This is a genomic window from Halalkalibacter lacteus, assembly GCF_036663595.1.
Classification (GTDB): Bacteria; Bacillota; Bacilli; order Bacillales; family Bacillaceae_D; genus Halalkalibacter; species Halalkalibacter lacteus.
Genome location: NZ_JAWRVL010000029.1, coordinates 1 through 25,595, shown reverse-complemented (window position 1 = coordinate 25,595; position 25,595 = coordinate 1). Strand labels below are relative to the sequence as shown.

Here is a 25,595-nt window from a genome sequence, read left to right as displayed (position 1 = left end):
GTAAACAGAATGGAATCATTAAGAATAATAGCTGAAGTAGCAAATGCACACCAAGGTGATCCTGAAATTTTAAAATCGTTAATCAAAGTTGCAGCAGAAAGTGGAGCAGATGCAATCAAGTTTCAATGGTTTAAGTATGATTGTATAGCAACGAAAGATTATCGATATTACGAAATTTATCAAACATTATTCATTCCAGAGGAGAAATGGGTGGATATGTTGTTGTTAGCGAATAATCTTGGATTAGAAATATGGATTGATGTAATTGACTCTTGGGGATTAGAGCTTGTTACTAAATTAAATCATCTGATAGATGGGTTGAAACTGCCATCCACAGTACTACAATCAGATGAAATGATAAAAGGAATAGCTGGATTAAATAAGCCGATTTTAATAGGAGTAGGTGGTTGGTACTATGAAGAAATAGACGAAATAATCCTAAATTTAAAGGAAATATGTAATAGTGAAATCATTTTAATGCACGGTTTTCAAGGTTATCCTACTCGTATAAAAGATACAAATTTAAAACGTATTTACGATATGAGCAAGCGATACCATTTACAAATTGGTTTTGCCGATCATATAGACGGCTCTAATCCACTTGCGATTGACCTCCCAGTTTATTCTTATTTCATGGGAGCAAAAGTAATAGAAAAACATATAACTCTAAATCGTGCTACAAAAGGCTATGATTACTTTTCTTCATTAGAACCGATAGAATTTAAAGAAATGGTAGAAAGATTACGAGTTGCGGAGGTCATTATGGGAGATGGGAATGTGAATGATACGCAACGAAATTATCTCAAAGACGCATTACGAACGGTAGCTAAAGAAAATATAGCCACCGGTGAAATTATAAATATAGATAAGGTTTCATTTAAAAGGAGTTCAAAAGAGGCACTAATGCCAGATAGAGCTCGTGAAATTTTACCACGAATTTCAAAATCATCTATACTTGCTGATCAACCAATTACCCCTGAATGCCTTGATGATCCAGTTATTACAATTGTTGTTGTCTGTCGTTTGAAATCTACTCGCTTAAGAAAAAAAGCGATATTACCAATCAATGGTGTTGCATCTATTGAACGTTGCTTATTAAATTGTCTAGCTGTGAAAAATGTTAACCACGTTGTATTAGCTACATCTAATTTGCCAGAAGATGATCCATTGGAGAATTTTACACTAGGTGGAAGAGTTAAGGTTGTAAGGGGTGATCCAGATAACGTTGTAAAACGAATGATTAAGGCTGCGAATATAACAGGAGCTAATATCGCCCTCCGAGTCACAGGAGACAATCCAGCTGTTTCACCTGAAATTTTAACTTATTTAATTAATAGCCATTTAAAGAGCGGAGTCGATTTTACTAATGCAGTAAATTCCCCAATCGGTACTGCTGCTGATGTCATAACCTTAGAGTCACTATATCGTCTATCTAATTATCCAAAACAGTTAACGCATACAGAATATCTTTCAGGTTATTATTTGAATAATACAAATAAGTTTAATGTGAATGTAGTTGATATGCCTGTTGAATTTCAAATCCCTAATTGTCGTTTAACGTTAGATGAAAAACAAGATCTAGATATGTTTGAAGAGCTTTATAGTGGATTAAAGGTAGGAAAGGAACCATTGTTTTTGTCGGAAATAAGCAAGTATTTAGAAGAAAACCCAGAAATAAAAAAACTCAATGCAGATGTTTCAATAAAGTGGCGAGATGATGAGTCGTTATTTAAAGAAATTAATGAACGAACAAAGTTGGATTAATTATTATGGAAACTAGTAACCAAAAATCCATTTCAAAATTAATGTTAGGAACTGCACAGTTAGGTCAAAATTATGGAATTTCAAATATGTTTGGAAAACGACACAAAAAAGACGCTTTAGAAATTCTGAGATATGGAATTTCAATGGGAATTAACATGATAGATACAGCTCCAAGTTACGGTCAAAGTGAGCATTTAATAGGTGAATTTCTTCAACAATATAAAACAGAGGATATAAACTTACCTAGTATTGTCACTAAAATTCCAAGGGTTATGCTTCAAGAACATTCTATGCCTGACGAAATATATATGTATGTAAAGAATAGCCTTCAGTCATCAATGAGCAAATTAAAAGTCCAATCAATTGACGTCGTTTTATTACATGACCCTGAGGACATGATTACATTTAATGGCGAAATTGTAAAGAGCCTATTGCTCTTAAAGGAACAGGGCTTTGTAAAAAAAATAGGTGTATCAGTATATCAGCCAGAAGAAGTAAGGAGGTTCCTATCTGCTGGTTGCTTTGATGTTATCCAAGTTCCAATTAATGTATTTGATCATCGGCTTATTACAAGTGGTCTATTAAATGAATTAAAAAATCGAAAAATAGAAGTATATGCAAGGAGTGTATATTTGCAAGGGTTACTATTTTTAAACATTAATCAATTACCAAATCAATTAGAGGTTGCTAAAGAGCCTTTAAAGAAGCTTTATGGATTAGCGACTGCAACAAATTTAAATCCTGCTAAATTATCAATGCTCTTTGTTCGAGACCTTCCTGAAATAGACAGAATTGTTATCGGCTGTGATACTAAAACTCAATTAGAAGATAATATAAATCTAATTACTAGCCCGAAATTAGAAGAGGATATAGTGAAGGAAATTTACCATCTGTTTAATAGTATGCCTGAAAAAATAATCAATCCAAGCTTGTGGAAGTAGGGATAAGGTATGTTAGAAGAAATTTTTAGTTTAACTGGTAAAACCGCTGTTGTCACAGGTGGTACCGGCCATCTTGGATTGGCAATTTCCGAAGGGCTTGCAAAAGCAGGTGCAACAGTTTATATAGGAAGCAGAAATGATAAGAAAGGTAAAGAAATAGCTGATAAGTTCAACGAAAATCTCCATGTAAATTGCCATTCGATTAATTTGGATATTGCAGATCCTATTTCAATTAAAGAAGGACTAGAAAAGATTAATCAAGAAACTGGATCAATTGATATTTTAGTAAACAATGCATATTACGGAAAAAGTGGAATTATTGAACAAATGACGGAAGACGATTGGCAATTAGGTATGGATGGGACCATTAATGGTGTTTTCCGATGCACAAAAGCAGTGCTACCGTATATGGTGTTACAAAAAAGTGGTTCAATCGTAAATATTTCATCTATGTATGGTGTTGTGTCTCCCAATCCTGAAATCTATGTAAGCAGTAACTCACATAATCCTCCAAGTTATGGAGCTGGAAAGGCTGCTATTCTTCAATTAACTCGATATGTCGCGTGTCATTACGGTAAACATGGAATAAGAGCAAATTCGATATCTCCTGGTCCGTTTCCAAATAGTGAAGTTCAAAAGAACCAAGATTTTATTAAGAAGTTAGTTGAAAAAAATCCACTTAATCGAATTGGTGAACCAAAAGATTTAATAGGTGTTTCGATTTTTTTATCTTCACAAGCATCAAGTTATGTTACAGGCCAGAATATTTGTGTTGATGGTGGTTGGACTGCTTGGTAATAAGATAATCTAAATAAGTTCAGGTTGGTGGTTTTGATGAAAGTTTACTTTCGAACCGATGCGTCGATCGACATTGGTACGGGTCATGTCATGCGCTGTCTAACACTTGCTGAGGAACTAAGAAGTAAAGGGGCAGATGTCAAGTTCATATGTCGGAATCATAAGGGGAACTGCCATCAGTATATAAAGCAAAAAGGTTTTTTTGTTTTTTCTTTACCTGACCCAATTAAGATAACTTTTAAAACTGATCCGAATATAAAACATTCAAATTGGTTAGGAGTTAATTGGGAGACAGATGTAAACCAAACTAAAGAAATATTTAATAAGTATGGAACTTCTGATTGGTTAATTATTGATCATTATGCAATTGATGAAAATTGGGAGAAAGAAATCCGCTCTTTTGTAAAAAAAATAATGGTTATAGATGATTTAGCAGATCGACCTCATGACTGTGATTTGCTATTAGATCAAAATTTAGTTGAGAACTGGAAAACCCGATATATTAGCTTAGTACCAAACTACTGTAAAACGTTATTAGGCTCTAAGTATGCAGTTTTGCGCCCGGAATTTAGGATCTTTAGAGAGAAGGTAAAAGTTAAAAAAGGTCACATTCATACAATTTTCATTTCGTTAGGAGGAACTGATCCTACTAATGAAACTGCAAAAGCAATAAAAGCAATTGAACTTCTCATTCAAGATAATGGAAGTTTGACTGTTGATGTTGTAATTGGAGGTACAAATTTACAAAAGGAGCAAATTAAAGAGTTGTGTTCTTCAATTCCTAATGTAAATTATTTACTTCAAGTTAATAATGTGGCTAGTTTAATGCATAAGGCAGATATTGCAATAGGTGCTGGTGGCAGTACAACTTGGGAGAGATGTTGTTTAGGTTTACCTAGTGTAGTTATTACAGTTGCTGAAAACCAGAGAAGTTTAACAAAAAAAGTTGAAGAACTTGGTGGTCTAATTTATTTAGGAGAGCATACTGATGTATCTGCATATGATATTTACGAAACTTTATGTCGACTTTTTAAGGAACCGGAAACGATTAGAGGGATGTCGGAAAGAGCAATGCAATTAGTAGATGGGAAGGGAATATATAGGGTAATGAATATGATTCTTCATGATGAGGAGGGGTGCTAGAAAATGAAAGTAATAAAGATTGGTAACAAAGAAATTTGTAGCAATAAACCATGTTTTATTATTGGAGAAATCGGCACAAATCATAATAAAAATAAAGAGATTGCAAAACAATTAATTGATGTTGCGGCAGATGCTGGGGTTGACGCTGTTAAGTTTCAGACGTTTCGTCCAACCGATATTGTTCATTCTGAAATACCAGCTAATATTTACGGTCATTATCAGGGGGAGAATCATAAGTATTGGGCTGAAATACTAAATGATTTAGTATTGCCAGAAGAATGGTATTCTGAATTATGGGATTATGCTCACAAAAAAGGATTAATTGTGCTCTCTACTGCAGTAAGTTCTTATTGTACAGAGTTTTTAATGACCTTAAATACCCCAGCTTTCAAAGTTGCATCAATGGACTTAAATTATTTTCCGCTTTTAGAGAAGTTGGCAAAGACAAATAAACCTATCATATTATCTACAGGTATGGGTTACCTATCTGAAATTGACGAAGCAATTCGATTTATTAAGGAAAATGGAAACGATCAGATTATTATCACACATTGTGTTTCCAATTATCCAGCTAAAGCTGAGCAACTTAATTTAAAACAAATCCCTTTGTTAGAAATGAGTTTCAATGTACCAGTAGGATTTTCAGATCATTCTTTAGGAGTAAATAGCAGTATAGCAGCTGTTGCACTAGGAGCAAAGGTAATAGAAAAGCATATAACATTAGATCGAAAAATGAACGGACCAGACCATTCGTTTTCTCTAGAACCAAATGAAGTAAAAATGTTGGTAAATGGAATTCGAGAAGTTGAATTAGCAATTGGATCTAACAGAGTAATTAGTTTAGCAGAAACAGAAAAAAGGGAGACTTTTAGAAGAAGTATTGTTACAAAAGTTGAAATAAGTAAGAATGAAACTATAACTAAAGAAAAACTACAAATAACAAGGCCTGGATATGGGATCCCATCAAAATTTATCAATGAAGTAATCGGAATGAAGGTAACTCAAAATTTACCGAAAAATACGGTTTTGGAATGGAAGCATTTTAAAATATTAAAAGATAAAGATTCTGATAAAAATGGAAATTAGAAAGTTATCGTTAGATTTTTTACAAAAAAATATAAAGGGGTTTATACAAGTAGTAAAAGGAGATAGCCCATATTATTGGACAGAACAACAACTTATTTTAGATTTACCATGTAAATGGGAATATAGTTTTTATGTTGTCGAAGAAAGTGAAATTATTGGGTATGCTATTTGTTCTCAAAAAAATGAATATATTCATTTACATCATTTAATGATAAAAGAAAAATATCAATCTAGAGGTATTGGATTAAGTTTAATAAATATGGTAATGAAAAGATTGAAAGAAAAACACTCAAATGAATTAAAAGGCTTAAGTTTAAAGGTGGGACCTGATAATATCAGAGCGTTTAATTTTTATAAGAAGCATGGATTTAAAGTTATAGGAATAGAAGATGATGGAGATTTGTTAATGCTTTTGGAAAAATAGGTGAATAAGAAAAAGCGAGGGGGATAAATTGATTAATCTTAGAAAAGTTACAATAGAAGATGCTGATTATATTCTGAATATAAGAAATGATATGAAAATAAGAACGACTTCAGGGGTGAATGAAGTTGTAAGTAGAGAAAAGCATAGAATTTGGTTAAATCAATTTTTACAATCGGAAAATAACTTTTATTTTATTGGTGAATTCAATAATGAAAGAATTGGGGTAGTAAGGTTTCAACCATTTAATAACTTATCTAATATCAGTGAAGTAAGTATCTCAATTTACCCACAAGAATACCAACATAAAGGTTATGGAAGATGTTTATTAATAAAGGGTATTGAATTTTTAAAGAAAAATACAAATATAGAGGGAATTATTGCGAGAATCCGACATAATAATGAAACTTCTCTAAACTTCTTTAAAAGAAATCATTTCACTCTTTTTTCTAAGGATCACGAATTTCTGTTTTTAAAATTAAAAATCGAATAACATTATGTACGTTTTAAAGGAAAAAGTTTAGCTTGGGGGAGTCATAATGAGCTGCATTTCAATTAATCAACCAGCATATCTTCCTTGGTTGGGTTATTTTGAGAGGATAAAAAATAGTGATATATTTATATTCTTAGATTCTGTTCAATTTGAAAAAAATAGTTTTATAAATAGAAACAAAATAAAGACACCACAAGGTTCTACTTGGATTACTGTTCCTATCATAAAGAGTAGAAGTTTTCCTGAAATTAAGGAAGTCATTATTGACACGAATAAAAAATGGAAAAAAAAGCATTTGAATTCTATATATTTTAATTATAAGAAAGCAAAACATTTTGAAAAGTGTTTTGCGAAATTAGAAAACTTGTATTCAAAGGATCACAAGTATTTAGCGGACTTATGTTACGATCATTTATTATTTTGGTTAGATGAATTAGACATTACAACAACAATAGTTAGATCAAAAGACCTTTATATACAGAGTCGAAAATCCGATTTGATCTTAGATATATGTAAACACTTTAATGTAAAAAAATATATTTCAGGAGAAAAAGGAAAGGATTATTTAATTGATTATGATTTTAAGCTGGAAGGAATATCAATTGAATATCAAAATTTTGAATATCCTAAATATGAACAATTATGGGGAGAATTCCTTCCGAATATGAGTATTTTAGATTTTTGGATGAATACAGACCAATATAATTTAATTTGGCAAAATAAACAAAGGTAGGAGACGATCTTTTTCTATGAAACAAATAATTCTTGTAATCGCAGCTCATCCAGATGATGAGGTGTTAGGGTGTGGAGGTACAATAGCAAAGCATGCTAAAGCAGGTGACGAAGTACATGTAGTTATCCTTGCAGAGGGACTTACTAGTAGAAAAAATGAAAGGGATAGAACATTCTATTCAAATCAATTGTCAAAATTGGCTTTGGCAGCTGAAAAAGCAAACAAAGTATTAGGGGTATCTTCATTAAAATTGTATGATCTTCCTGATAATCGCATGGATTCTATCGATCGTTTAGATGTTACAAAGTTAATAGAACAAATAGTAGATAAGCATAAACCTCATATTATATATTCACATCATATTGGAGATGTGAATATAGACCATCGTTGTATCCATCAGGCAGTAGTAACTGCATGTAGACCAATACCTTTCAAACATAAAGTAAATGAGTTATTATTTTTTGAAGTTCCTTCCAGTACCGAATGGCAGCCTTCAGGATCTGCTCAACCTTTTGTTCCTAATTGGTATGTTGATATATCAGAAACATTAGATCTGAAGTTGGAAGCTTTAAAGGAATACGAAAGTGAGATGCGTGATTGGCCACATCCTCGTTCTATTTTGGCTGTCGATTATTTAGCTAAATGGAGAGGCGCTTCGACTGGTGTAAATGCTGCAGAAGCTTTTATTTTGGGACGTAAATTAATAAGTTAGATTATAATAATTCTCATACAGTCAAACGTCTTGTTTATTGCAAAATAAAAGTGGCTCTTACGCAATTTTGGTGATTTTGTTTCTATGTTTCCCTTATGGGTAAAGACCTGTAAGGGGTGATTATAAAATGATTTTAGCAGAAGAGTCTAATTATAATCTTCAATTACTACATCAGCAGCAGGGGAAAGGTCAATTCTCTTTTGTTATGGAATTATTATCAAAAAATGCAGTTTGCCCTAAGTGCTCTTCCTTATCAACACGTAAGCATAGCCGCTATACACGTATTCTGAAGGATGTACCATTAGACGATAAGGAAGTTCATATCCTTCTATGTTCAAACAAGTGGTTTTGCGATCAATCTGATTGTTCAGCTCGTATATTTACGGAACGTTTACCTTGGTTAGAATCTTATCGTAGAAAAACCAAGCGCTTAGAGGAAAAATTAACTCAACTTGCCTTTTCAATGAGTTGTCTTCAAGCTGAAAAGATCTGTCAAAATCTCTGTATGTCTGTAAGTCATGATGCATTATTATCTTTAATCTATCGAAAAGAGGTGGTGAAGTCGCCATCTCCCTTTCGTCGGATTGGATGACTTCGCTTGGAGGAAAGGTCATTATTATGGCACTTTATTATGTGATTTAAAAACACATGAACCTGTTGATCTATTAGAAAACCGAGAGGAAGAAACAGTGAGAAACTGGTTCACTAAACACCCTTCTACTCTCATGGTTAGTCGGGACCGTTCACGTACGTTTAGACTGGCTATTGAACGGGCTAATGACTCCATTATTCAAATAAGCGATCGCTTTCATCTTGTTCACAATTTAGGTTTCTTACTAGATAGAGTCCTAGCTAAGGAATTGCCTGCGAAAATAAGAATAAAAAATTATTCTTCCTACGCTATGGAAAGCTCAAATGAAACGTCTACACTTACGAAGCAAGAAAAGAAACGGGAACAAAATGCACAGAAGAAATGGGAATTGGCCCTACAGGTACAATCAATGCGTCAAAAGGGGTTACCAATCCAACGAATTGCCCGTATGTTTAATCTCAACCGAAGAACGGTAACTAAGTATATCGACATGAAAGAACCACCAAATACTCAACGTGGATATCGTCCTTCTTCCATTGATCCATATATAAACGATTTAAAAGAGTTCGTAAGTCTTGGATATACTGTTAAAGGCATAGAAGAAACCTTACGAAACAAAGGATATCAAGAGGCTTGTATATAGGGGTGGTAGAAAGTTGACCCCTACATGCCGGAAGAGGGAATGGTTGAAGAGTGGGAACTGAAAATTCATCAATCTTCTCATGCAAGATACTTTGAAGACTTCTTAAAATTCGTCGAGTACCATCAATCCGTGCCTGAAATCGTCAAAACACAAGTCGTGCAAATGGCACAGCAGCATATTGCTGAGACGTATCAAGAGGAAAGTCCTGAACGAATTCAAGAAGAGGAGTACATCGAGGCTTGGTCGAATACACCTGTACGTGAAATGCAGGAAAAGTGGACACCAGAACAAGTTGTAGAAGCATCAGCTCCGATCATTGAACATCAGCCAGAAATTCCGTTGAAGCTTAAACTTGACCATATTGATGTAAAGGCGATGTTGTCTGATTTTGGTGAATCTCTTCATATTGCAAAGGTGAATGGAAGATACGTAATTGTGATTGAAGGGGATGCGTTTACGTTTGAGAAGGGGGTTTCGCCTGTGGAGTTTTTGAAGCCGGAGCCGCTTGATGATGTGTTGAAGAAAATTGGGCGGTAGGGAAGTAATTGAAAAAAGTCATGAAAGACATTCACGAGCTTATCTAAGTTCGTGAATTTATTGTACAAAACTAACGGTAAATACGCTGCCGCAGTAAAGTCTTTCTTAATTAGATTATTAACCAGAAGATAGGTGAAATACAGAAACCCATTGATACGTATGGAATTTCGGTGTTTTTTTATAAGAATTTATATGTTTGTCTTCCATAGAAGATACTAACAGTGTGAAGGGGTTTTAGAAGAGCCGCTTTGGAGTCTACTTTTGGAATAAAAGCTCTACCATATTCAAAACAGTAAATTCGTGGTATAATAAAGAAAATTGAATATTTCGAAAAAAGTACTTATCGGGTTCTTTGACATGAACAGCCAGAAGGTTGCATTTTATGTTGTTTGCAATATAACAGTTGTTGCCGTTTCAAAGACCATCGTCTGTGCTTTTTTTTCATTCTTTTTGGGGTGATGGATCACAAAGTCATTGAAAAGCATACTAGTAACGATATGACTTAAGAGAGAAGAATAAACGTATCGTCTATCTCAATTTTCTATTCTGAGGAGGGAGATTCGATGAATTTATTAGACAAGCTTAGTATTTATCGAGAAGAAGAGGAAAAGTTGAACTGGGAAGGTGAATTTTCTGAATATTTAGAATTAGTAAAAAGGAGTCCGCACATTGCCATGCCCGCACATACCCGTATGTACGCCATGATTAAAAGTGCCGGAATTGAAAAACACAAGGGTAATAGGAAATACTTGTTTTTCAGTGAGGAATTGTTTGGTCTCGAAGATGCCATTACGAAACTGGTGGAGGAGTACTTTTATCCAGCCTCGCAAAGGCTTGACGTACGCAAACGTCTATTACTGCTGATGGGGCCAGTCAGTGGGGGGAAATCAACCATCGTTATGCTGCTAAAAAAAGGCTTAGAAAGGTACACTCGCACCGATGAAGGAGCGGTGTATGCCATCAAAGGGTGTCCGATGCATGAAGAACCCTTGCATCTAATTCCTGAATCACTTAGGCCGGAGGTAGAAAAAGAATTCGGTGTGAAAATTGAAGGCAGCTTGTGCCCTATATGCCGAATGCGCCTTAAGGAAGAATATGGTGGAAATATGGAAGCGATGCCTGTGGAGCGCATTGTTTTTTCAGAAGAAAACCGTGTAGGTATCGGTACATTTGCTCCGTCAGATCCGAAATCACAGGACATCTCCGATTTAACCGGGAGCATCGATTTTTCCACGATTGGTCAATATGGTTCAGAGTCCGACCCGCGAGCCTATCGTTTTGATGGAGAGTTGAACAAGGCCAATCGTGGTTTGATGGAATTTCAGGAAATGTTGAAATGTGATGAAAAATTTCTGTGGAACTTGCTTTCACTGACTCAGGAGGGAAATTTTAAAGCGGGAAGGTTTGCTTTGATCAGTGCCGATGAACTGATTGTCGCTCATACGAATGAAACAGAGTACCGCAATTTTATTAGTAATAAGAAAAATGAAGCGTTACATTCACGTATTTTGGTTATGCGGATCCCCTACAATTTGAAAGTGAGTCAGGAAGAACGCATTTATGACAAGCTCATCAAAAAGAGTGATTTGCATCACATGCACATTGCCCCGCACTCATTAAGAACCGCTGCAACATTCTCAATATTAACCCGCTTGGAACCTTCTAAAAAAACAAACATGGATCTGTTGAAAAAAATGTACCTTTATGATGGAGAGACCGTCGAAGGTTACATGGACAAAGATGTGGAAGAATTAAAGCAGGAAGCGGAAAATGAGGGCATGTTTGGTATCGATCCTCGTTACGTGTTAAACCGGATTTCCAGCGCTTTAATGAAAGACGATAAAACGTGCATCAACGCACTCGACATATTGAAATCTTTAAAGGACGGGTTAGATCAGCATCCATCAATCACTTCTGATGAAAAAGAACGCACTTTGAAGTTTATTACAATTGCTCGCCAGGAATACGATGATCTGGCTAAAAATGAAGTGCAACGCGCTTTCGTCTATTCGTTTGAAGAGTCAGCCAAAAGTTTGCTGGACAATTATTTGGACAATGTTGAAGTTTATTGCCACGGGCATAAGATGAAAGATCCGATTACAGGTGAAGAAATGGATCCCGATGAAAAATTAATGCGTTCCATAGAAGCACAAATTGAAGTGTCCGAAAATGCTAAAAAAGCGTTCCGAGAGGAAATTTTAATTCGTATTTCTCTTTATGCTCGTAAAGGACAAACGTTCGATTATAGTTCCCATAAAGGGTTGAAGGAAGCAATTGAGAAAAAGTTGTTTACCGACCTGAAAGATGTCGTTAAAATTACGACTTCATCGAAAACACCGGATGAGTACCAGTTAAAACGGATAAATGAGGTGAGCAAACGACTCATGGAGAATCACGGTTATTGTTCCTCCTGTGCTAATGAATTGCTGCAATATGTGGGCAGTTTGTTAAATAGGTAGGATTAAAGATGATCTACCATGATTCAAATCACCGATAGAGACATCAAATGAATGACAGAAAGGTGGTATGTGGAGATGGAACCCTTATTTACGATATCCCGAGATGATTGGTCCTTGCACCGCAAAGGGCATCTGGATCAGGAGCGGCACAAACAAAAAGTAAAAGAAGCGATCAAGAAAAATCTAGCTGATATCGTCAGTGAAGAGTCAATCATCATGTCAGGTGGCAAGGATATAATCAAGGTACCGATCCGTTCCATCAAACAGTTCAAATTTCGTTTTAATGACAAGGATCAGGAGCAGGTCGGACAGGGAAGTGGCGACTCCAGTGTAGGGGATATCATCGACAAGGCAAAAAAGGGACAGGTTGATCAGGCTGGAGAAGCTCCTGGTGAAGATTATTATGAAACGGAAATCAATATAGACGAGCTTGCTGAACTGATCTTTGCCGACTTGCACCTGCCTAACTTGAAACCAAAACAACACAATGAACTAACTGATAAGGAAGTGGAATTTAACGATATTCGCAAAAAAGGCATCATGAGCAATATCGACAAAAAGCGAACGATTATCGAAAGCTTTAAACGCCAGGCACGTGGCAATGTGTTCACTGCGCAAAGCAGTGTTCCAGAGATTAACATTACACCTGATGACCTACGTTTTAAAACATGGGATATGAAAGAAAAACCAATCACGAATGCGATTGTCTTAGCTATGATGGATACCTCCGCTTCGATGGGGACGTTTGAGAAATATATTGCCCGCAGTTTTTATTTTTGGATGGTACGCTTTTTAAGGTCGAAATATCAGCAAGTAGAGATTCTCTTTCTCGCCCATGATGCAGAAGCCAAAGAAGTTACGGAGGAGCAATTTTTCCAAAAAGGAGAGAGCGGGGGAACGAAATGTTCTTCAGTATATAGGCTGGCTAATGAAATTATCGATGAACGTTACTCTCCTGAATTTTATAACAATTATGCTTTTCATTTTTCAGATGGAGACAACTGGCCCTCAGATAATCATTTGACGATTAAATATGCCACTGAATTGGTAGGAAAATGTAGCATGACGGGGTATGGTGAAATCAATCCACGCGGAAGTGTTTCGACATTAATGGAAGTTGTCAAAGAGGTTAAGGATCCGGCTTTTATTACTTGTACAATACGTGAAAAGGAGGACGTTTACAGTGCGTTAAAGACCTTTTTTGGTACACAATTGCCTCAATGAATGAGAGAAGGTGGGAGGTGAAGGTTGTGAATGTCCAAGATTATACAGAATTAAGTCAAGGGATCGAAGAGTTGACTGTGCTTGCCATGGAACGAGGACTGGACTTTTTCACTATGCATTACGAAGTTTGCCCTGCCGATATAATTTATACAATCGGGGCGTACGGGATGCCAACTCGATTTTCCCACTGGAGCTTTGGTAAAGTGTTCAGCCGCATGAAAATGGAATACGATTTCAGTCTGAGCAAAATTTACGAACTTGTTATCAATTCAGATCCATGTTATGCCTTTCTTTTAGAAAACAATTCATTGTTGCAAAACAAACTGATCGTCGCTCATGTACTGGGACACAGTGACTTTTTCAAAAATAATGTCTATTTTTCATTGACCAATCGGGATATGGTGCAGATGATGTCACTGTATGCTAATCAGATCAAGGAAATGGAGTTTGCCTATGGTTTAGATGAGGTTGAACATTGTCTGGATGCGATTTTAGCTATTCAGGAGCACATTGATCCGTGGCGTGTTTTTCATGATGGAACACGACAAGGGCTGAAGTCGAAACGGAATGGCACTTCCCCGAGAAATCATCATACTGTTGATGGTCAAGAACTTTCGGGGGCAAATGTTCGGAGCGGTAAAGAACATGAGAGTCAACAGGCTAAAGAGGATACAGGGGAACAATATGGTTATGAGGAAAAAGACCTGCTTCTGTTCATTGCCGAAAACAGCCGTAAGCTGAAAGAATGGCAAAAACAGTTGATATATATGCTTCGAGAGGAGATGTATTACTTTTGGCCGCAAATTGAAACGAAGATCATGAACGAAGGCTGGGCGACGTATTGGCATATTCGTCTTATGCGCGAAATAGATCTAAGTGAAGCGGAGTTGATTGAATTTTCCAAAGCCAATGCTAAGATCATTCGTCCGTCTCAGCAAGGCATTAACCCTTACTTTCTCGGTTTGAAAATATTTGAAGCATTGGAACAGGAATACGGGGAAGCTTTTTTGTTTGAAGCGCGAGAGACGTACAATGATCTATCTTTTTTACGTAATTTTCTGACCAAGGATCTCATCGCAAAATCGGATATGTATTTGTATGGTTGGCGTAAGCAGGGCTATGTGATCACGAATAAAGAATGGAATGAAGTCAAGAAAAAATTATTACAGCAAAAAGTAAATGGCGGCTTCCCTTATTTAGTTGTATTGGACGGAGACTATCATGGAAGTGGAGAGCTGTTAATTAAGCACAAACATGAGGGAATGGACCTAGATCGTCACTATGTCGAAAAAACGTTGCCTTACGTCCGTTCGCTCTGGGGCAAGCCGGTTCATCTTGAAACGGTCATCAACGGAACTGCAAAACGGTACACATGTCAAAAGAGTGAAAATATTATACTGAATTAAATAGATTAGCGAAAAATGAAAGAAATGTATACTTTTGCACGTTCTTTGGTAGTTTTTTTATATAGTCTGTTCAAAACAACCATGTCTTAGTATAGACACCACGGGGGGAAAACAGAAAGCCTCGAATGGAGAGAGGGGAGGAAGACTCTTGCCGTGGCTAGGATTCCGATGTCGAGAGAAAGAAAATTTTATGGTTTCCACACGACCTCTCCACCAAATTCACTCATCGATTCGCATCGACGCAAGCGGATTGGGTTTTCCTCAGGGGGTGTCCTCTCTTTTTTTAGGCCAGAGTCTGTTGAGTAAATATAACAACGTTTGTTGATTCGTTAATTTTTTCGTCTGAAAATGTTTTCCCACATGCTAGACATAACCATCGGTAGATGGGAATCCAAGAAATCTTCTGTCTTCTGATGACTGAACGGAGATATCGTCCATTGAATACAAGGACACTCTCCTTTAAAGTAAGGAGGTACTTCTTGGTAATACTTAAGGTAACTCTTGATGCCTTTTCCCGGGGTATTTTATAATTATCATGGGTTTATAATGAAAGTTGCTCCCAAGAGACTGCAATCTCTTGGGGCTTTTTTACTGTCCTAGGGAATGATTTACTTTTCTTTATTGTCGCATAAACTACGTTTCTAGTACCGACATAATATTTTCCTAAAACACCAATAACCATTGAGTGAATAGCCTAAAAGTGTGGGTCACTACATGGTACAAGTGCTGTTACTAGGTTAACAGCATTATCTTTTACCTTTGCTCTTTGAACGTGATAATCTTCTTCCGTTACAAACCTATTTTTAAATTAATTCATTAAAGAGCCAACATATAATTATATTGGCTCTTTAATGATTAATTTACTAAGGTTTTCGTTTTTTTCTTAGTAGTAAGAAGGTCTAACAAACGCTGCTCCAACAATGATTAATAAGATAAACAACACAACGACTAAAGGAAAATCATTTTTTGGCTTTTTATCATGAGACATGGAAAATCCCTCCTTATTTGAATTTTATGAGAATTCTCTTACTATATAATTTTATTCAATAATATGATAAGTGACAGGGCAATCAATGACGGCTACTGTGTAATTTCAAATTACATTTATGGCATAATCTAATCCAACTACATTTCTTATCTCTCCTGGCGCTAAATGAATTAACTTCTAATGTTGATCGACCCTGACATCACCATCCGCTTTGGTATGGGACAAGGACCGAACAAAGTCGGACTTAGTCGCAAACTTATTCTCTCAACGGTAAAAGACAGCTTACAGCGGTTAGGAACCGATTATATTGACCTTTACCAAGTTCATGCATGGACCCGGCTACCCCGCTTGAAGAAACATTAAGTACACTAAATGACCTTGTGCGCGAGGAACTCATCAGATATACAGGAGCAAGCAATTTCAAAGGATGGCAGCTGCAAAAAGCCATTGATGTCAGCAAACAGAATGGCTGGGAATTGTTTATCAGCTTGCAGCCTCAATATAATTTACTTTCACGTGCAACTGAATGGGAATTAATTGATGTATGTGTGAATGAAGGATTAGGTGTCATGCCATGGAGCCCGTTACGTGGTGGCTGGCTAAGTGGTAAATTTACACGAGATATGAACAAGCCTCCAGCAGATACTCGCATTGCCCAAGCAGAAGAAAATGGGTGGGGTGAATCATGGAAGCAAATACAACAACGAGAATACGTGGCGAGTTCTTGATGCACTATATGATGTTGCCAAGAAAGTTGAAAAAACACCTGCGCAAGTAGCGATTAATTGGTTGCTACAATCACGTGGGGTAACGGCTCCAATTATCGGGGCACGAACGATGGAGCAACTTGAAGCCAATCTCGGCTCTTCTGCCTGGGCATTAAAGAACGAACAGATGGATCAGCTAAATCAAGCGAGTGACTTGTTTGTCACCTATCCATACAATCTAGATGCTGAGGAACAACGAAGCAAAGGGAGATTTTAAAGTAGGGAGGAAAGTGAAATGTCAGTTGAAAAAATAGAACATGTTGGTATTATGGTATCGGATATGGAATCATCAATACTGTAAAAGGGTTGGAGGCTGAAGTTGAATGTCTAAAATCTATGGATATTTCTTTTGTAAATGAAAGCATCAGTACGCTTCCTAATGGATCAAAACTTATCTTTTTTTATGGCCCTGATCGAGAAAGAATTGAATTTTTCGAGCCAGGAACAAAATAAAGGAGAGGGTACAAATGATTGAGCACCTCGTTTTATTTCAATTTAATGATTCGATCACACCCGAAAAGGAAGAGGAACTTGTACAAAAGCTCCTTTCTTTTAAGGGACAGATTCCAGGCCTTGTTGAAGTTACAGCAGGTCTTAATGTAACAGAGGAAGTAGACAAAGAATAAGGATACAGGCTTGCTCTAAATGTGGTGAACTCCTTCTTTTACAGTCTCATAAGACATAATTACAACAACTAAAACAGCACCAAGACATACAAGGTTTACAACACGACCGAAACCATTTGGAAAGCGAGGAGTCGGCGCTTTTTTTGACAGGGCAGTCCCAATAAAGACAAACCCTTGGTTAGCAGAATGTGCTAAGGCATGCATAAACTCGGAAAACATTGCGGTATTGCCTGTGACAAACCACGCACCACCTCGAATACCTGCAATTAAAAGATTAACGAGTGACGCAAATGAGAGAAGACTTGTTCCCTTGTTTCAATAGTTCTAGCATGAAAGACTCTTATAAAATGTTAGGGTTTCCATAACTTGAGCTACCTCGAAAAGGATTTATTGAATCAATTGGGATAAACATCGCTCTTCTTTGACAAAAGATTAGAAGTCCAAAGTTGAAAATGGAAGAAATGGAATTGGGGAGTAAAACGAAACCAAGTGTAGCACTTGCTTATATTGAGGGAGTAGCAGATCAGACCTTAATCGATGAATCAAAAAGTCGGTTGAACCGAATTGATGTCGACGGTATCTTAGAAAGCGAATATATTGAGGAATTTATCAAGGTTAACCCTTATTCCTTTTCCACATCTATTAAATTCAGAACGGGTCGATTCATTTCGTCTTATTTATTAGAAGGTCATGCAGCAATCTTAGTGGATGGCATTCCTTTTGTGCTCGTTGCGCCTATTACATTTCAGGCGTCAGAAGATTATTACCAACGTTTGATGTTGAGTGCAGCTATTCGCTGGTTGCGTTCTTTATTTATTGTAATATCTCTTTTATTACCTTCGCTGTATGTAGCTGTTTTAACATATCATCATGAAATGGTTCTAACGACGCTTTTAATTAGTATGGCTACCTCTTAGGTTTATTAGGGATTATGCTTGGCATTATTGCTATAGTAACTTATTTATGCACATTGCGTTCTTTTTGTATTATGGGAACAAGACGAAATTCGATATGTACCATAACCGTGGATGTTCAGGAAGGACGGAGATTAAGATTGCATGATATTTGAAAATAAGCGCATAAGGAAGTAGCATCCAATCCGTGGAAAGATTTTGAAAGGATGGTTATCGGCAAGACGACTATACTTTATTTGAGAGTTCTCTATTGTTTAGAACGTAAAAGGACTTTACGAAGCAGAAGTTTATAGTTGCTGATTCGAGTGTATTTTATCTCAATTAGAAAAGCACCTCTTCATTGTGGTAATGATAATAGGGAATTCAAATTTATTCCATTATACCAAAGAATGGGGTGCTTTTTCCTGTTTAAAAGGTACTTGTAAAGCAATGTACAATCTAAACTTTGTAAACTTACACAAAGCTAGCTTTTCCATGGGCGAAAGTCAGAGTTATTGTTAAATAGTATATTAAGTTTTTTTATGTCTTTTGAAAAATAGTTACTTCTTTTTCTTAACTAAATATGCTGCATAGTCTATTGGTGTTGTAAATACCTTTTTCCATTCTTCAACAACAAGTTCATTATTTTGGAAGGTTAGACCTTCAAAATCAGATATATAATTTACTTCTATAAAATAGGGTGTTCCGTCCTTTGCTATTCCAATATCCATGCCTAAACATCCGATATGCGGTAATCGCTTACTTAAAAGGTTTGCAATATTTTTTGTGAAATTAGTAGTATTCTCAATAACTTGTTTATAAGATAGATAAGGATGATCCTTTAATATGGTTTCTAATGTATAGGTGGTTCCACCTTGAGCTACATTGGTTATATAATATCCTTTTTGTGCTACCTTTGTGATAAAGGAGGTAGTCTCCCACTCTCCATTATTATTTCTTTGAACAGCTACTCTTATATCAAACGGATTATTGTTGTACGTCGCCAAATCGATTCGTTCTTGTACAATATAAAAAGCCTGTTTTATTCGTTTTTTTAATGTGAATGGAAGTTTGGTTTTAAAATAAATATTCTTCTTTATTACTGTAGTACCTTCTTTCTCTGTAAATGTAAAACACCACTTCTCTTCTATTTTTTCTAATTTCATTATACCTCTTCCATAAGATCCTTTATTAGGTTTTATTATTAAACTATTATATTTTTTCATCATTGCTTTTATATTTGTTTCTGTAGCTCTAAGGGTAAATGGTAGTTGCTTGGAAATGTCGATATTTTCTGAAAGTATATTCTTAATATAGAATTTGCCATGACTAAGATTTCTCACATTAAAGATCGTGATCCCCTCTGCTATTAACTGCTGAATCTTTGGTCTGACATTTTTTCTATCGTATCCACGATTATAAATGACGGTTGGACGAGGAACTATTTGAAGTTCATAGCCATTTTTACCTAATACATAAGCTTTTATATAATGATTCTCAGGTTCAATGTTATCTAGACGAAAAAAACAAGGAATGACGTCATTTTTTTTTGCAGCTTCTTCAATATATAATAATTGTTTCTTTATTTTCTCTTCTCCTCTAGATATCCGGTTGTACTTTAATCTCGAATATATAATTCCTACATACGGTTTCTGTGACATAATTAACCTCCTTTTCTGTTTTCTTATAAGTTATGTTGTAATGAGAAAAAATGTATAGATGATATAAGGAGTTTTTAAACGAATTAATCATATTGCCTTCTTATAGTGATTCCAGCCGAACTTTTTAGAACAGATTTCATAAATTGCTTTGAGAGTAACAAGATAAATTCAACCAATCTTAAATGAATGAAGCAGGGTGGAATAAATTTGTATCGGACAATGATGCAGGCTAAAATACATCGGGCTCGTGTCACTGATGCTGACCTGAATTATATTGGTAGTATTACGATTGATGAAGAGATTTTGGACGCAGTAGGTATCTCTCCTAACGAAAAAGTTCAGATTGTTAATAATAACAATGGGGCCCGTTTTGAAACATATGTCATTAAAGGAACACGTGGTAGTGGAATTATTTGTTTGAATGGAGCAGCTGCACGCCTTATTCAAAAGGATGATATAATCATCATCCTCTCTTATGTTTTAGTATTAGATGAAGATGTGACAAATCATAAAGCAACTGTAGCTGTAATGGATGAGAATAATAAGATAACACAGATCATAAAAGAAAACTGAATCTTGCCATGAAAGGAAATATTAACTAGATCAACATTAGGATATTTAAGCCCAATTGAATACAAACTTGAACACTTTAATAAGTTGTCTAGTTTAGTGTTGACGATCCATAAGAGATATAACAGTGAGGAAAGAGCCTCTTCGTTTAAGAAGGGCTCTTATTATTTTTAGCGTGCCCAGCAAGCCGTTAAATTGCTAGTTGGTGAAAGTGCAACGTGAGTATGTGCCAAGACAATTTATCACATCAATAAAAACTAAAGTTATTATCATTTTATCTTTAGCAATATTCATGCTTTCATCATCAGCATTTGCTTTATTAGGCTTAATTATAATTAAAACAATGACCTCTTTAATCTATAACTTAGGAGTGTACAAAAGTATTATTAATTTAAACTAAGTCGTTTTGCAAATTGCATAAGAGATAACAAAGTTTCATAATAAACATCGGGCTGGCGTGCAAGGGTCGCCATGGTATGACGGGGATTTCTGTTGTTTATTTCTATCAACCATATTCTTTTATCTTTGTCAATTGCAAGGTCAATTCCAAAGTTTCCGTATATTCCACAGAATGGTGAATGGTTTTCTATACTTTCAGCTGATTGTAATGCAAGCTGTGACATTTTTTCACTTAAATAAAGTGCCTCCTCTTTCTTGAATGAAAGTACAGTTGTTAGCATCGGATAGCCCATATTAATATAACTATTTTGATTAGTAATAGTGCTTCCCACTGGTCCGCGTCTTCCGATACACCCCATGTCTTCCCACTCACCAAGCTCATTTTTAACAATGATATGGCGGAAGTCAACGATTCGATTATTTACCGAAATGTCTAAAGGTTTTTGTATAATGTACTTGCCCTTACTTAGGCTTCTTTGAAAATCTTCCAAAGTTAATTCATAGCGCTTTAACTTTTTACGATAATAAATTAAATAACCTTCTGTAGTTTTTGATACTTTAACTATTTTCTTACCGAAGCTACCATTGATTGGTTTAATATAGGCATGTAAATGTTTATCCAAAAAATCTATGAGATCTGAGGGAGTTTGATAAAGAAGAGTTTCTGGTAAATGATCCTTGATCTTGCTATCGTTGCTAAGCCATTGATGCATCTCCCATTTATTAAAGGTATTTAAGTTGAAAACTTTATTTTTTAACACAGTCTGGAAATGGTCCTTCCAATATTGGCTTATTTTAATTGTTTTAATTATAGCTCCTGGATAAGGATATATACCAAACTCCCAATCATTTTTCTGAGGGTTATAATAATATCCTTCAACCGTGTAATTGTTTTTATTTATTCCTTCTAAGGAGAACGCTATTACAGCTCCCCCGATTTTATCATAGTATTTAACATAATTATTTATATTCATTAGTTTTTTCTTTAGTTTTTTGCGTTTTCTTGTTGCCAAAATACCAATAAATGGTCCTATTATAAGCTGGTTATCCACTAAATTATATTCAAATTGAGAGGAGGTTGGTATATTTAGATAGTCAATGACCGCTCTTGATAATTGAATTTCATTTACCTTCATATTTAAAGTAGTAGACACCATAATTTTTATTTCTTTTATCCCAAAACAAAGAGAGTACTCTAAACTTTTAATATCTAATATTGTATTAGGGTTAATTATCAAAAGGTTTTGATCTGAATCTACAATATTAATTCTGATTTGTTTCTCCAAAATTTTCACCCCTCTGTAACTTCCACTTTCTAAAGGTTGTTTAGCTACTTTTATATTTTATGATTCACATGTATAAAGAGCATGGACGAAAGGGTAATTAATATCGACGTAACTTGGAAGGGAAAAGTTTAATTAATTTTTTTAAAATAGGTAATATATACAAACTAGTTTTCTTTTAATTCATACTTATATTATTAGGTTTAACAGAAAGGAGGTGAAAGAATGGGAGTTCATAATGAGTGCGAAACTTGTTGTAATCCGAATGATCTTGTCTGTGTAGGAGCTCCATGTATTGATGTTGTTCTTTTAGGAGGAGTAGTTAGTTTAAGAATTGAAGACTTATGTATTCAAATTCCAGCAGGAGCGGAATTGCCAGATGAAACTGTAGAAGAAGTTCTTGGCATTGTTAGAAGAATATTAGGGTTATTGGGATAACAGTTAGGTTGTTTAGAAATTTGGGCTATCTATTGTAGATTTTTCTACGATAGATAGCTTTTATTATCTAATGAGTATACTAATTTCGGATTATTATAATGTAGTTTCTACGAATCATAAATACAATTGTTTTTGGAGGGAATAATTGTAAATACTAATAAATTCAGGCTTCATTGGATGAGCTATTCATATATCCGTTATTTAAAAGGAAAACATTACCTAAGAAAATAAACATATTTATATAGGGAATGAACACAAACAAGTTTTCTTTTTATTTCATACTTATGTTATTAGCTTTAACAGAAAGGAGGTGAAAGAATGGGAGTTAATAATGAGTGCGAAACTTGCTGTAACCCGGATGATCTTGTCTGTGTAGGAGCTCCATGTATTGACGTCGTTCTTTTAGGAGGGATAGTTAGTCTCCGAATTTCAGATTTATGTATTCAAATTCCAGCAGGGACGGACTTGCCAGATGAAACTGTAGAAGAAGTTCTTGGGATTGTTAGAAGAATATTAGGGTTATTGGGATAACAGTTAGGTTGTTGCGAAATTGGGGCTATCTATTGTAGATTTTTCTACGATAGATAGCTTTTATTATCTAATGAGTATACTAATTTGGGATTATTATATTTTTTGTTTTTGGAGGAAAACAATTGTATACACTAATAAATTCAGGCTTCTTGAGGACTTTTGTTTTAGAGCAACTGGGATTGTGAGTACTATAGGTATGGTGAAGAGTGAAAATTCAGCCTTGTCAATTTATTATCAATGCCAAGTTTGAGGCTATTAAAATTAGAAAGAAAACGGTCAAAATTTCCTTTGATGGTGCTGAGGAAATTTTTGGGGTTGACTTGGGAATAGATAGCAATCGAAACCTCTTGAGCATTGAAAATAACCATCGAAATCCACGACTCTTATTTTTAAAAAAAGGGCGAAAACCTCCATCTATTAGTCTATTTAGGCTCAACAACTTCTTCATATACTATGAAGAAGTTATGTAAGGAGGTGTAGGCTTGTATATTAAATGGATAACAACATGGGAGGTAGACGAAGTTTATTTTCCAGAGAATTTTCAAAGAGCGGAAATGGCTTCTTCAGACAAAATTAATTTTCACTTTGGTTCCTGGAAAAGAGAACTATCTGTACGGTTTATAGAAGATCTTCCTAATGATACAATTGGCCTTTCTAGAAATTTAAAAGATGATGTTTTCATTCCGGATGATATTTCATATGAAACAAATATTACAAAAGATAGTGTGAGTTTAGGACCAGTTATTTTGTATTTAATATCAAAGCGACTTATAAAACGTTTGGATAAATTAAAAGCACGTATTGAAAACTTTTCTCCATTCAATGGTTTGATATTTATTAGTACTGTGTCAGGAATTAATACCGAACAGCAGACGATTGAAGGGTACTATCTTCAACCTAGTTCTGATACAAGTGAATCTAATTGGGAAAAAGGGATTTTTCCGTACCCAGGGGCTATTTTTAAAAGAGTTCCCCTTCCAAACAGTATAAATGAACATTTATACGAAATGACGAATGGCTGCATATTTAATTCTAAATTCTTTAGTAAATGGGAAATGTGGGAGTGGTTAGCACCTGATAAATTTATACGAAACCATCTGCCCTACACAACAGAGTTAACCACCTTAGATGAAATTAATAATATGTTAGATGTTTTTCAATCTATTTATTTGAAGCCAAAAAATGGATCTGGAGGGAAAGGGATTATTCAGATTAAACGTGATGATCAATCACTTGAAATAACTGCCAAAAATCAAGTAACAAAGGTCGATAGTTTAGATCAGCATCCGATTTTTGAAAGTGTTCTGAAGAGGAAAAATCAATATATGATCCAGCAAGGAGTTCCTTTAAAGCATGATTCAAGAAATGTTGATTTTCGAATTTACATGCAAAAAGATGAAACGACTCAATGGAAATGTTCGGGTTTAATTGCTAGATTTTCCAAACCGGGCAGCATTACTACTAATTTACGATATCTTGATTATTTGCTTCCAGGAAAAGAAGCTTTTGAACAACTCTTCGGATTAGATCAAGATGAAATGGAGTTACTAGAGCAAAAGGTTGTAAATATTTGTATAAAAGCATGTCAGCTTCTTGATCAACATGGTTGTTACGGGGACGTTGCTATCGATTTTATTCTAGATAACGATTTACATGTCTGGATATTGGAAATAAATAAAAGGTATGGATATAAAAGCTTTTCTTTAATTAATGATTCAAATCTATATGGTGAAATAATTCGAAACCCATTTCTCTACGCAAGTGCAATAGCCGGTTTTAGTAGTGTAAATAAACTACAAAACGAATTAGAGCAAAAATTGAGTGAGAAGATAACTAATTATAAACTAATCAGAAGCGAGAGTGGGACGATAACTAATTATAAACTAATCAGAAATGTGAGGAATGCTAGCAAGCCAGTCCTCGGTTCACGTGGTTTTGTAGTTTATGGAAAGAAAGCGCTTAAGGATAAAATAAATAATGAAGCGATGACTAAAGAGGATATCCATCTCGATTGTACTGATTCCCATATGAAGAATGTAAGTAATGATATCGCGAAAACAGGAGAAAATTCTTTTAATAAAATTGAGGTTCAGGAAACTGAACAAGTTCGTGGTATGTCTCCCAAAAAAGAAGTAGATGTAGAAACTAAAGGTGAGACCAGGATTATAAACGAAGATAAATAATGTAATGTCGAGATTTAATGTGGACAGATGTAAAACCAAAAATAACAAACCTTAAAATGGGAGTATAAATTATTTTGTGTAAATGGGAATTGCTCTTAATAAAGTAAAAAGGCTTTACGTGGAGAGGCTCCATGTCAAGCCGGCACCAACCAACCGCTTAGGCTGATAGTTCGGGCTTTAGACGGTCTTCAAAATGAATGGCTAGCTGTGATATACATTCTTTCCAACCTCTCACCGGCATAGTCCATTTTTTTGAAGCCTCTATAGTTGCTAAATAAATAATTTTTCTCAAAGCCTCATCCGT

General features: G+C 35.2%; 25 protein-coding genes and 4 pseudogenes. 24 read left to right on the top strand and 5 right to left on the bottom strand.

Annotated elements, in window-relative coordinates:
- Positions 1–9: 9 nt before the first annotated feature.
- From SAZ04_RS17625 to SAZ04_RS17555, 15 genes and pseudogenes are all read left to right on the top strand, one after another.
- Positions 10–1,764 (top strand): N-acetylneuraminate synthase family protein, encoded by a 1,755-nt coding sequence (locus SAZ04_RS17625; protein WP_332697662.1) that lies wholly within the window; start codon positions 10–12, stop codon positions 1,762–1,764.
- 5 nt (positions 1,765–1,769) lie between these two features.
- Complete coding sequence (locus SAZ04_RS17620) at positions 1,770–2,705, top strand: aldo/keto reductase (protein WP_332697661.1); 936 nt, start codon at positions 1,770–1,772, stop codon at positions 2,703–2,705.
- Positions 2,706–2,714: 9 nt separating this feature from the next.
- Positions 2,715–3,503 (top strand): SDR family NAD(P)-dependent oxidoreductase, encoded by a 789-nt coding sequence (locus SAZ04_RS17615; RefSeq protein ID WP_332697660.1) that lies wholly within the window; start codon positions 2,715–2,717, stop codon positions 3,501–3,503.
- Between the two features lie 36 nt (positions 3,504–3,539).
- Entirely contained in the window at positions 3,540–4,646 is a 1,107-nt protein-coding gene (gene pseG, locus SAZ04_RS17610) for a UDP-2,4-diacetamido-2,4,6-trideoxy-beta-L-altropyranose hydrolase (protein ID WP_332697658.1), read from the top strand.
- A gap of 3 nt (positions 4,647–4,649) precedes the next feature.
- On the top strand, positions 4,650–5,732 hold the full coding sequence (locus SAZ04_RS17605; RefSeq protein WP_332697656.1) for an N-acetylneuraminate synthase family protein: 1,083 nt from the start codon (positions 4,650–4,652) through the stop codon (positions 5,730–5,732).
- Entirely contained in the window at positions 5,722–6,156 is a 435-nt protein-coding gene (locus SAZ04_RS17600; protein WP_332697654.1) for a GNAT family N-acetyltransferase, read from the top strand. Before SAZ04_RS17605 ends, SAZ04_RS17600 begins: the two co-directional genes overlap by 11 nt.
- A 28-nt stretch (positions 6,157–6,184) precedes the next feature.
- A complete protein-coding gene (locus tag SAZ04_RS17595; protein WP_075387728.1) occupies positions 6,185–6,646 on the top strand; it encodes a GNAT family N-acetyltransferase in 462 nt (153 codons plus the stop codon).
- Positions 6,647–6,692: 46 nt separating this feature from the next.
- Positions 6,693–7,379: a WbqC family protein gene (locus SAZ04_RS17590; RefSeq protein WP_332697649.1), complete on the top strand. Its 687-nt coding sequence runs from the start codon at positions 6,693–6,695 to the stop codon at positions 7,377–7,379.
- A gap of 16 nt (positions 7,380–7,395) precedes the next feature.
- Positions 7,396–8,091: a PIG-L deacetylase family protein gene (locus tag SAZ04_RS17585; RefSeq protein WP_332697647.1), complete on the top strand. Its 696-nt coding sequence runs from the start codon at positions 7,396–7,398 to the stop codon at positions 8,089–8,091.
- Positions 8,092–8,218: 127 nt separating this feature from the next.
- On the top strand, positions 8,219–8,683 hold the full coding sequence (locus SAZ04_RS17580; RefSeq protein ID WP_332697645.1) for a transposase family protein: 465 nt from the start codon (positions 8,219–8,221) through the stop codon (positions 8,681–8,683).
- Positions 8,676–9,326 (top strand): transposase, encoded by a 651-nt coding sequence (locus tag SAZ04_RS17575; protein WP_332697643.1) that lies wholly within the window; start codon positions 8,676–8,678, stop codon positions 9,324–9,326. The genes SAZ04_RS17580 and SAZ04_RS17575 overlap by 8 nt, the downstream gene beginning before the upstream one ends.
- Before the next feature lie 18 nt (positions 9,327–9,344).
- Positions 9,345–9,863: pseudogene (locus SAZ04_RS17570) on the top strand (DUF3900 domain-containing protein); the annotation flags it as partial.
- A 563-nt stretch (positions 9,864–10,426) separates the two neighbouring features.
- Entirely contained in the window at positions 10,427–12,322 is a 1,896-nt protein-coding gene (locus tag SAZ04_RS17565) for a PrkA family serine protein kinase (protein WP_332697641.1), read from the top strand.
- Positions 12,323–12,397: 75 nt separating this feature from the next.
- Positions 12,398–13,546, top strand: coding sequence for a sporulation protein YhbH (gene yhbH, locus SAZ04_RS17560; RefSeq protein WP_332697640.1), 1,149 nt, complete (start codon positions 12,398–12,400; stop codon positions 13,544–13,546).
- A gap of 26 nt (positions 13,547–13,572) precedes the next feature.
- A complete protein-coding gene (locus tag SAZ04_RS17555; RefSeq protein ID WP_332697638.1) occupies positions 13,573–14,952 on the top strand; it encodes a SpoVR family protein in 1,380 nt (459 codons plus the stop codon).
- Between the two features lie 883 nt (positions 14,953–15,835).
- Here the strand turns inward: SAZ04_RS17555 and SAZ04_RS17550 are convergent.
- Positions 15,836–15,940 carry a YjcZ family sporulation protein gene (locus SAZ04_RS17550; protein WP_332697636.1) on the bottom strand — a complete coding sequence of 35 codons (105 nt, stop codon included), beginning with the start codon at positions 15,938–15,940 and terminating at the stop codon, positions 15,836–15,838.
- A gap of 180 nt (positions 15,941–16,120) precedes the next feature.
- Between SAZ04_RS17550 and SAZ04_RS17545 the strand changes: the two are divergent.
- From SAZ04_RS17545 to SAZ04_RS17535, 3 genes and pseudogenes are all read left to right on the top strand, one after another.
- Positions 16,121–16,668: pseudogene (locus SAZ04_RS17545) on the top strand (aldo/keto reductase).
- Positions 16,619–16,924: an aldo/keto reductase gene (locus SAZ04_RS17540; RefSeq protein WP_332697632.1), complete on the top strand. Its 306-nt coding sequence runs from the start codon at positions 16,619–16,621 to the stop codon at positions 16,922–16,924. Before SAZ04_RS17545 ends, SAZ04_RS17540 begins: the two are co-directional and overlap by 50 nt.
- Positions 16,925–17,174: 250 nt before the next feature.
- A complete protein-coding gene (locus tag SAZ04_RS17535) occupies positions 17,175–17,333 on the top strand; it encodes a Dabb family protein (RefSeq protein ID WP_332697630.1) in 159 nt (52 codons plus the stop codon).
- An 18-nt stretch (positions 17,334–17,351) separates the two neighbouring features.
- Here SAZ04_RS17535 and SAZ04_RS17530 read toward each other — a convergent pair.
- Positions 17,352–17,664, bottom strand: a pseudogene (locus tag SAZ04_RS17530) (cation efflux transmembrane domain-containing protein); the annotation flags it as partial.
- 121 nt (positions 17,665–17,785) lie between these two features.
- On the opposite strand from SAZ04_RS17530, the gene SAZ04_RS17525 reads away from it, so the two are divergent.
- Positions 17,786–18,250 (top strand): spore germination protein, encoded by a 465-nt coding sequence (locus SAZ04_RS17525; RefSeq protein WP_431309026.1) that lies wholly within the window; start codon positions 17,786–17,788, stop codon positions 18,248–18,250.
- Positions 18,251–18,786: 536 nt separating this feature from the next.
- Here SAZ04_RS17525 and SAZ04_RS17520 read toward each other — a convergent pair.
- Positions 18,787–19,887, bottom strand: coding sequence for a YheC/YheD family protein (locus SAZ04_RS17520; RefSeq protein WP_332697628.1), 1,101 nt, complete (start codon positions 19,885–19,887; stop codon positions 18,787–18,789).
- A gap of 207 nt (positions 19,888–20,094) precedes the next feature.
- Here SAZ04_RS17520 and panD point away from each other — a divergent pair, with 207 nt between their 5' ends.
- Positions 20,095–20,460 (top strand): aspartate 1-decarboxylase, encoded by a 366-nt coding sequence (panD, locus tag SAZ04_RS17515; protein WP_332697626.1) that lies wholly within the window; start codon positions 20,095–20,097, stop codon positions 20,458–20,460.
- A gap of 383 nt (positions 20,461–20,843) precedes the next feature.
- Here panD and SAZ04_RS17510 read toward each other — a convergent pair whose 3' ends face one another.
- Entirely contained in the window at positions 20,844–22,142 is a 1,299-nt protein-coding gene (locus SAZ04_RS17510; RefSeq protein ID WP_332697624.1) for a YheC/YheD family endospore coat-associated protein, read from the bottom strand.
- 222 nt (positions 22,143–22,364) lie between these two features.
- Here SAZ04_RS17510 and SAZ04_RS17505 point away from each other — a divergent pair, with 222 nt between their 5' ends.
- From SAZ04_RS17505 to SAZ04_RS17490, 4 genes are all read left to right on the top strand, one after another.
- Positions 22,365–22,577: a hypothetical protein gene (locus tag SAZ04_RS17505; RefSeq protein WP_332697622.1), complete on the top strand. Its 213-nt coding sequence runs from the start codon at positions 22,365–22,367 to the stop codon at positions 22,575–22,577.
- A 318-nt stretch (positions 22,578–22,895) separates the two neighbouring features.
- Entirely contained in the window at positions 22,896–23,108 is a 213-nt protein-coding gene (locus tag SAZ04_RS17500; RefSeq protein WP_332697620.1) for a hypothetical protein, read from the top strand.
- A 206-nt stretch (positions 23,109–23,314) separates the two neighbouring features.
- A complete protein-coding gene (locus SAZ04_RS17495; RefSeq protein ID WP_332697618.1) occupies positions 23,315–23,578 on the top strand; it encodes a hypothetical protein in 264 nt (87 codons plus the stop codon).
- 12 nt (positions 23,579–23,590) lie between these two features.
- Positions 23,591–25,291: a YheC/YheD family endospore coat-associated protein gene (locus tag SAZ04_RS17490; protein WP_332697616.1), complete on the top strand. Its 1,701-nt coding sequence runs from the start codon at positions 23,591–23,593 to the stop codon at positions 25,289–25,291.
- A gap of 157 nt (positions 25,292–25,448) precedes the next feature.
- On the opposite strand, the pseudogene SAZ04_RS17485 reads toward SAZ04_RS17490, so the two are convergent.
- Positions 25,449–25,595 (bottom strand): annotated as a pseudogene (locus SAZ04_RS17485) (IS256 family transposase); the annotation flags it as partial.

What these genes read in the sequence shown, in the direction of transcription:
- yhbH (WP_332697640.1), top strand. Translation starts at nt 12,398, where the DNA reads ATGGAACCCTTATTTACGATATCCCGAGATGATTGGTCCTTGCACCGC.
- pseG (WP_332697658.1), top strand. Translation starts at nt 3,540, where the DNA reads ATGAAAGTTTACTTTCGAACCGATGCGTCGATCGACATTGGTACGGGT.
- SAZ04_RS17600 (WP_332697654.1), top strand. Translation starts at nt 5,722, where the DNA reads ATGGAAATTAGAAAGTTATCGTTAGATTTTTTACAAAAAAATATAAAG.
- SAZ04_RS17620 (WP_332697661.1), top strand. Translation starts at nt 1,770, where the DNA reads ATGGAAACTAGTAACCAAAAATCCATTTCAAAATTAATGTTAGGAACT.
- SAZ04_RS17585 (WP_332697647.1), top strand. Translation starts at nt 7,396, where the DNA reads ATGAAACAAATAATTCTTGTAATCGCAGCTCATCCAGATGATGAGGTG.
- SAZ04_RS17590 (WP_332697649.1), top strand. Translation starts at nt 6,693, where the DNA reads ATGAGCTGCATTTCAATTAATCAACCAGCATATCTTCCTTGGTTGGGT.
- SAZ04_RS17625 (WP_332697662.1), top strand. Translation starts at nt 10, where the DNA reads ATGGAATCATTAAGAATAATAGCTGAAGTAGCAAATGCACACCAAGGT.
- SAZ04_RS17580 (WP_332697645.1), top strand. Translation starts at nt 8,219, where the DNA reads ATGATTTTAGCAGAAGAGTCTAATTATAATCTTCAATTACTACATCAG.
- SAZ04_RS17565 (WP_332697641.1), top strand. Translation starts at nt 10,427, where the DNA reads ATGAATTTATTAGACAAGCTTAGTATTTATCGAGAAGAAGAGGAAAAG.
- SAZ04_RS17615 (WP_332697660.1), top strand. Translation starts at nt 2,715, where the DNA reads ATGTTAGAAGAAATTTTTAGTTTAACTGGTAAAACCGCTGTTGTCACA.
- SAZ04_RS17550 (WP_332697636.1), bottom strand. Translation starts at nt 15,940, where the DNA reads ATGTCTCATGATAAAAAGCCAAAAAATGATTTTCCTTTAGTCGTTGTG.
- SAZ04_RS17525 (WP_431309026.1), top strand. Translation starts at nt 17,786, where the DNA reads ATGGAAGAAATGGAATTGGGGAGTAAAACGAAACCAAGTGTAGCACTT.
- SAZ04_RS17520 (WP_332697628.1), bottom strand. Translation starts at nt 19,887, where the DNA reads ATGTCACAGAAACCGTATGTAGGAATTATATATTCGAGATTAAAGTAC.
- SAZ04_RS17605 (WP_332697656.1), top strand. Translation starts at nt 4,650, where the DNA reads ATGAAAGTAATAAAGATTGGTAACAAAGAAATTTGTAGCAATAAACCA.
- SAZ04_RS17500 (WP_332697620.1), top strand. Translation starts at nt 22,896, where the DNA reads ATGGGAGTTAATAATGAGTGCGAAACTTGCTGTAACCCGGATGATCTT.
- SAZ04_RS17535 (WP_332697630.1), top strand. Translation starts at nt 17,175, where the DNA reads ATGATTGAGCACCTCGTTTTATTTCAATTTAATGATTCGATCACACCC.
- SAZ04_RS17505 (WP_332697622.1), top strand. Translation starts at nt 22,365, where the DNA reads ATGGGAGTTCATAATGAGTGCGAAACTTGTTGTAATCCGAATGATCTT.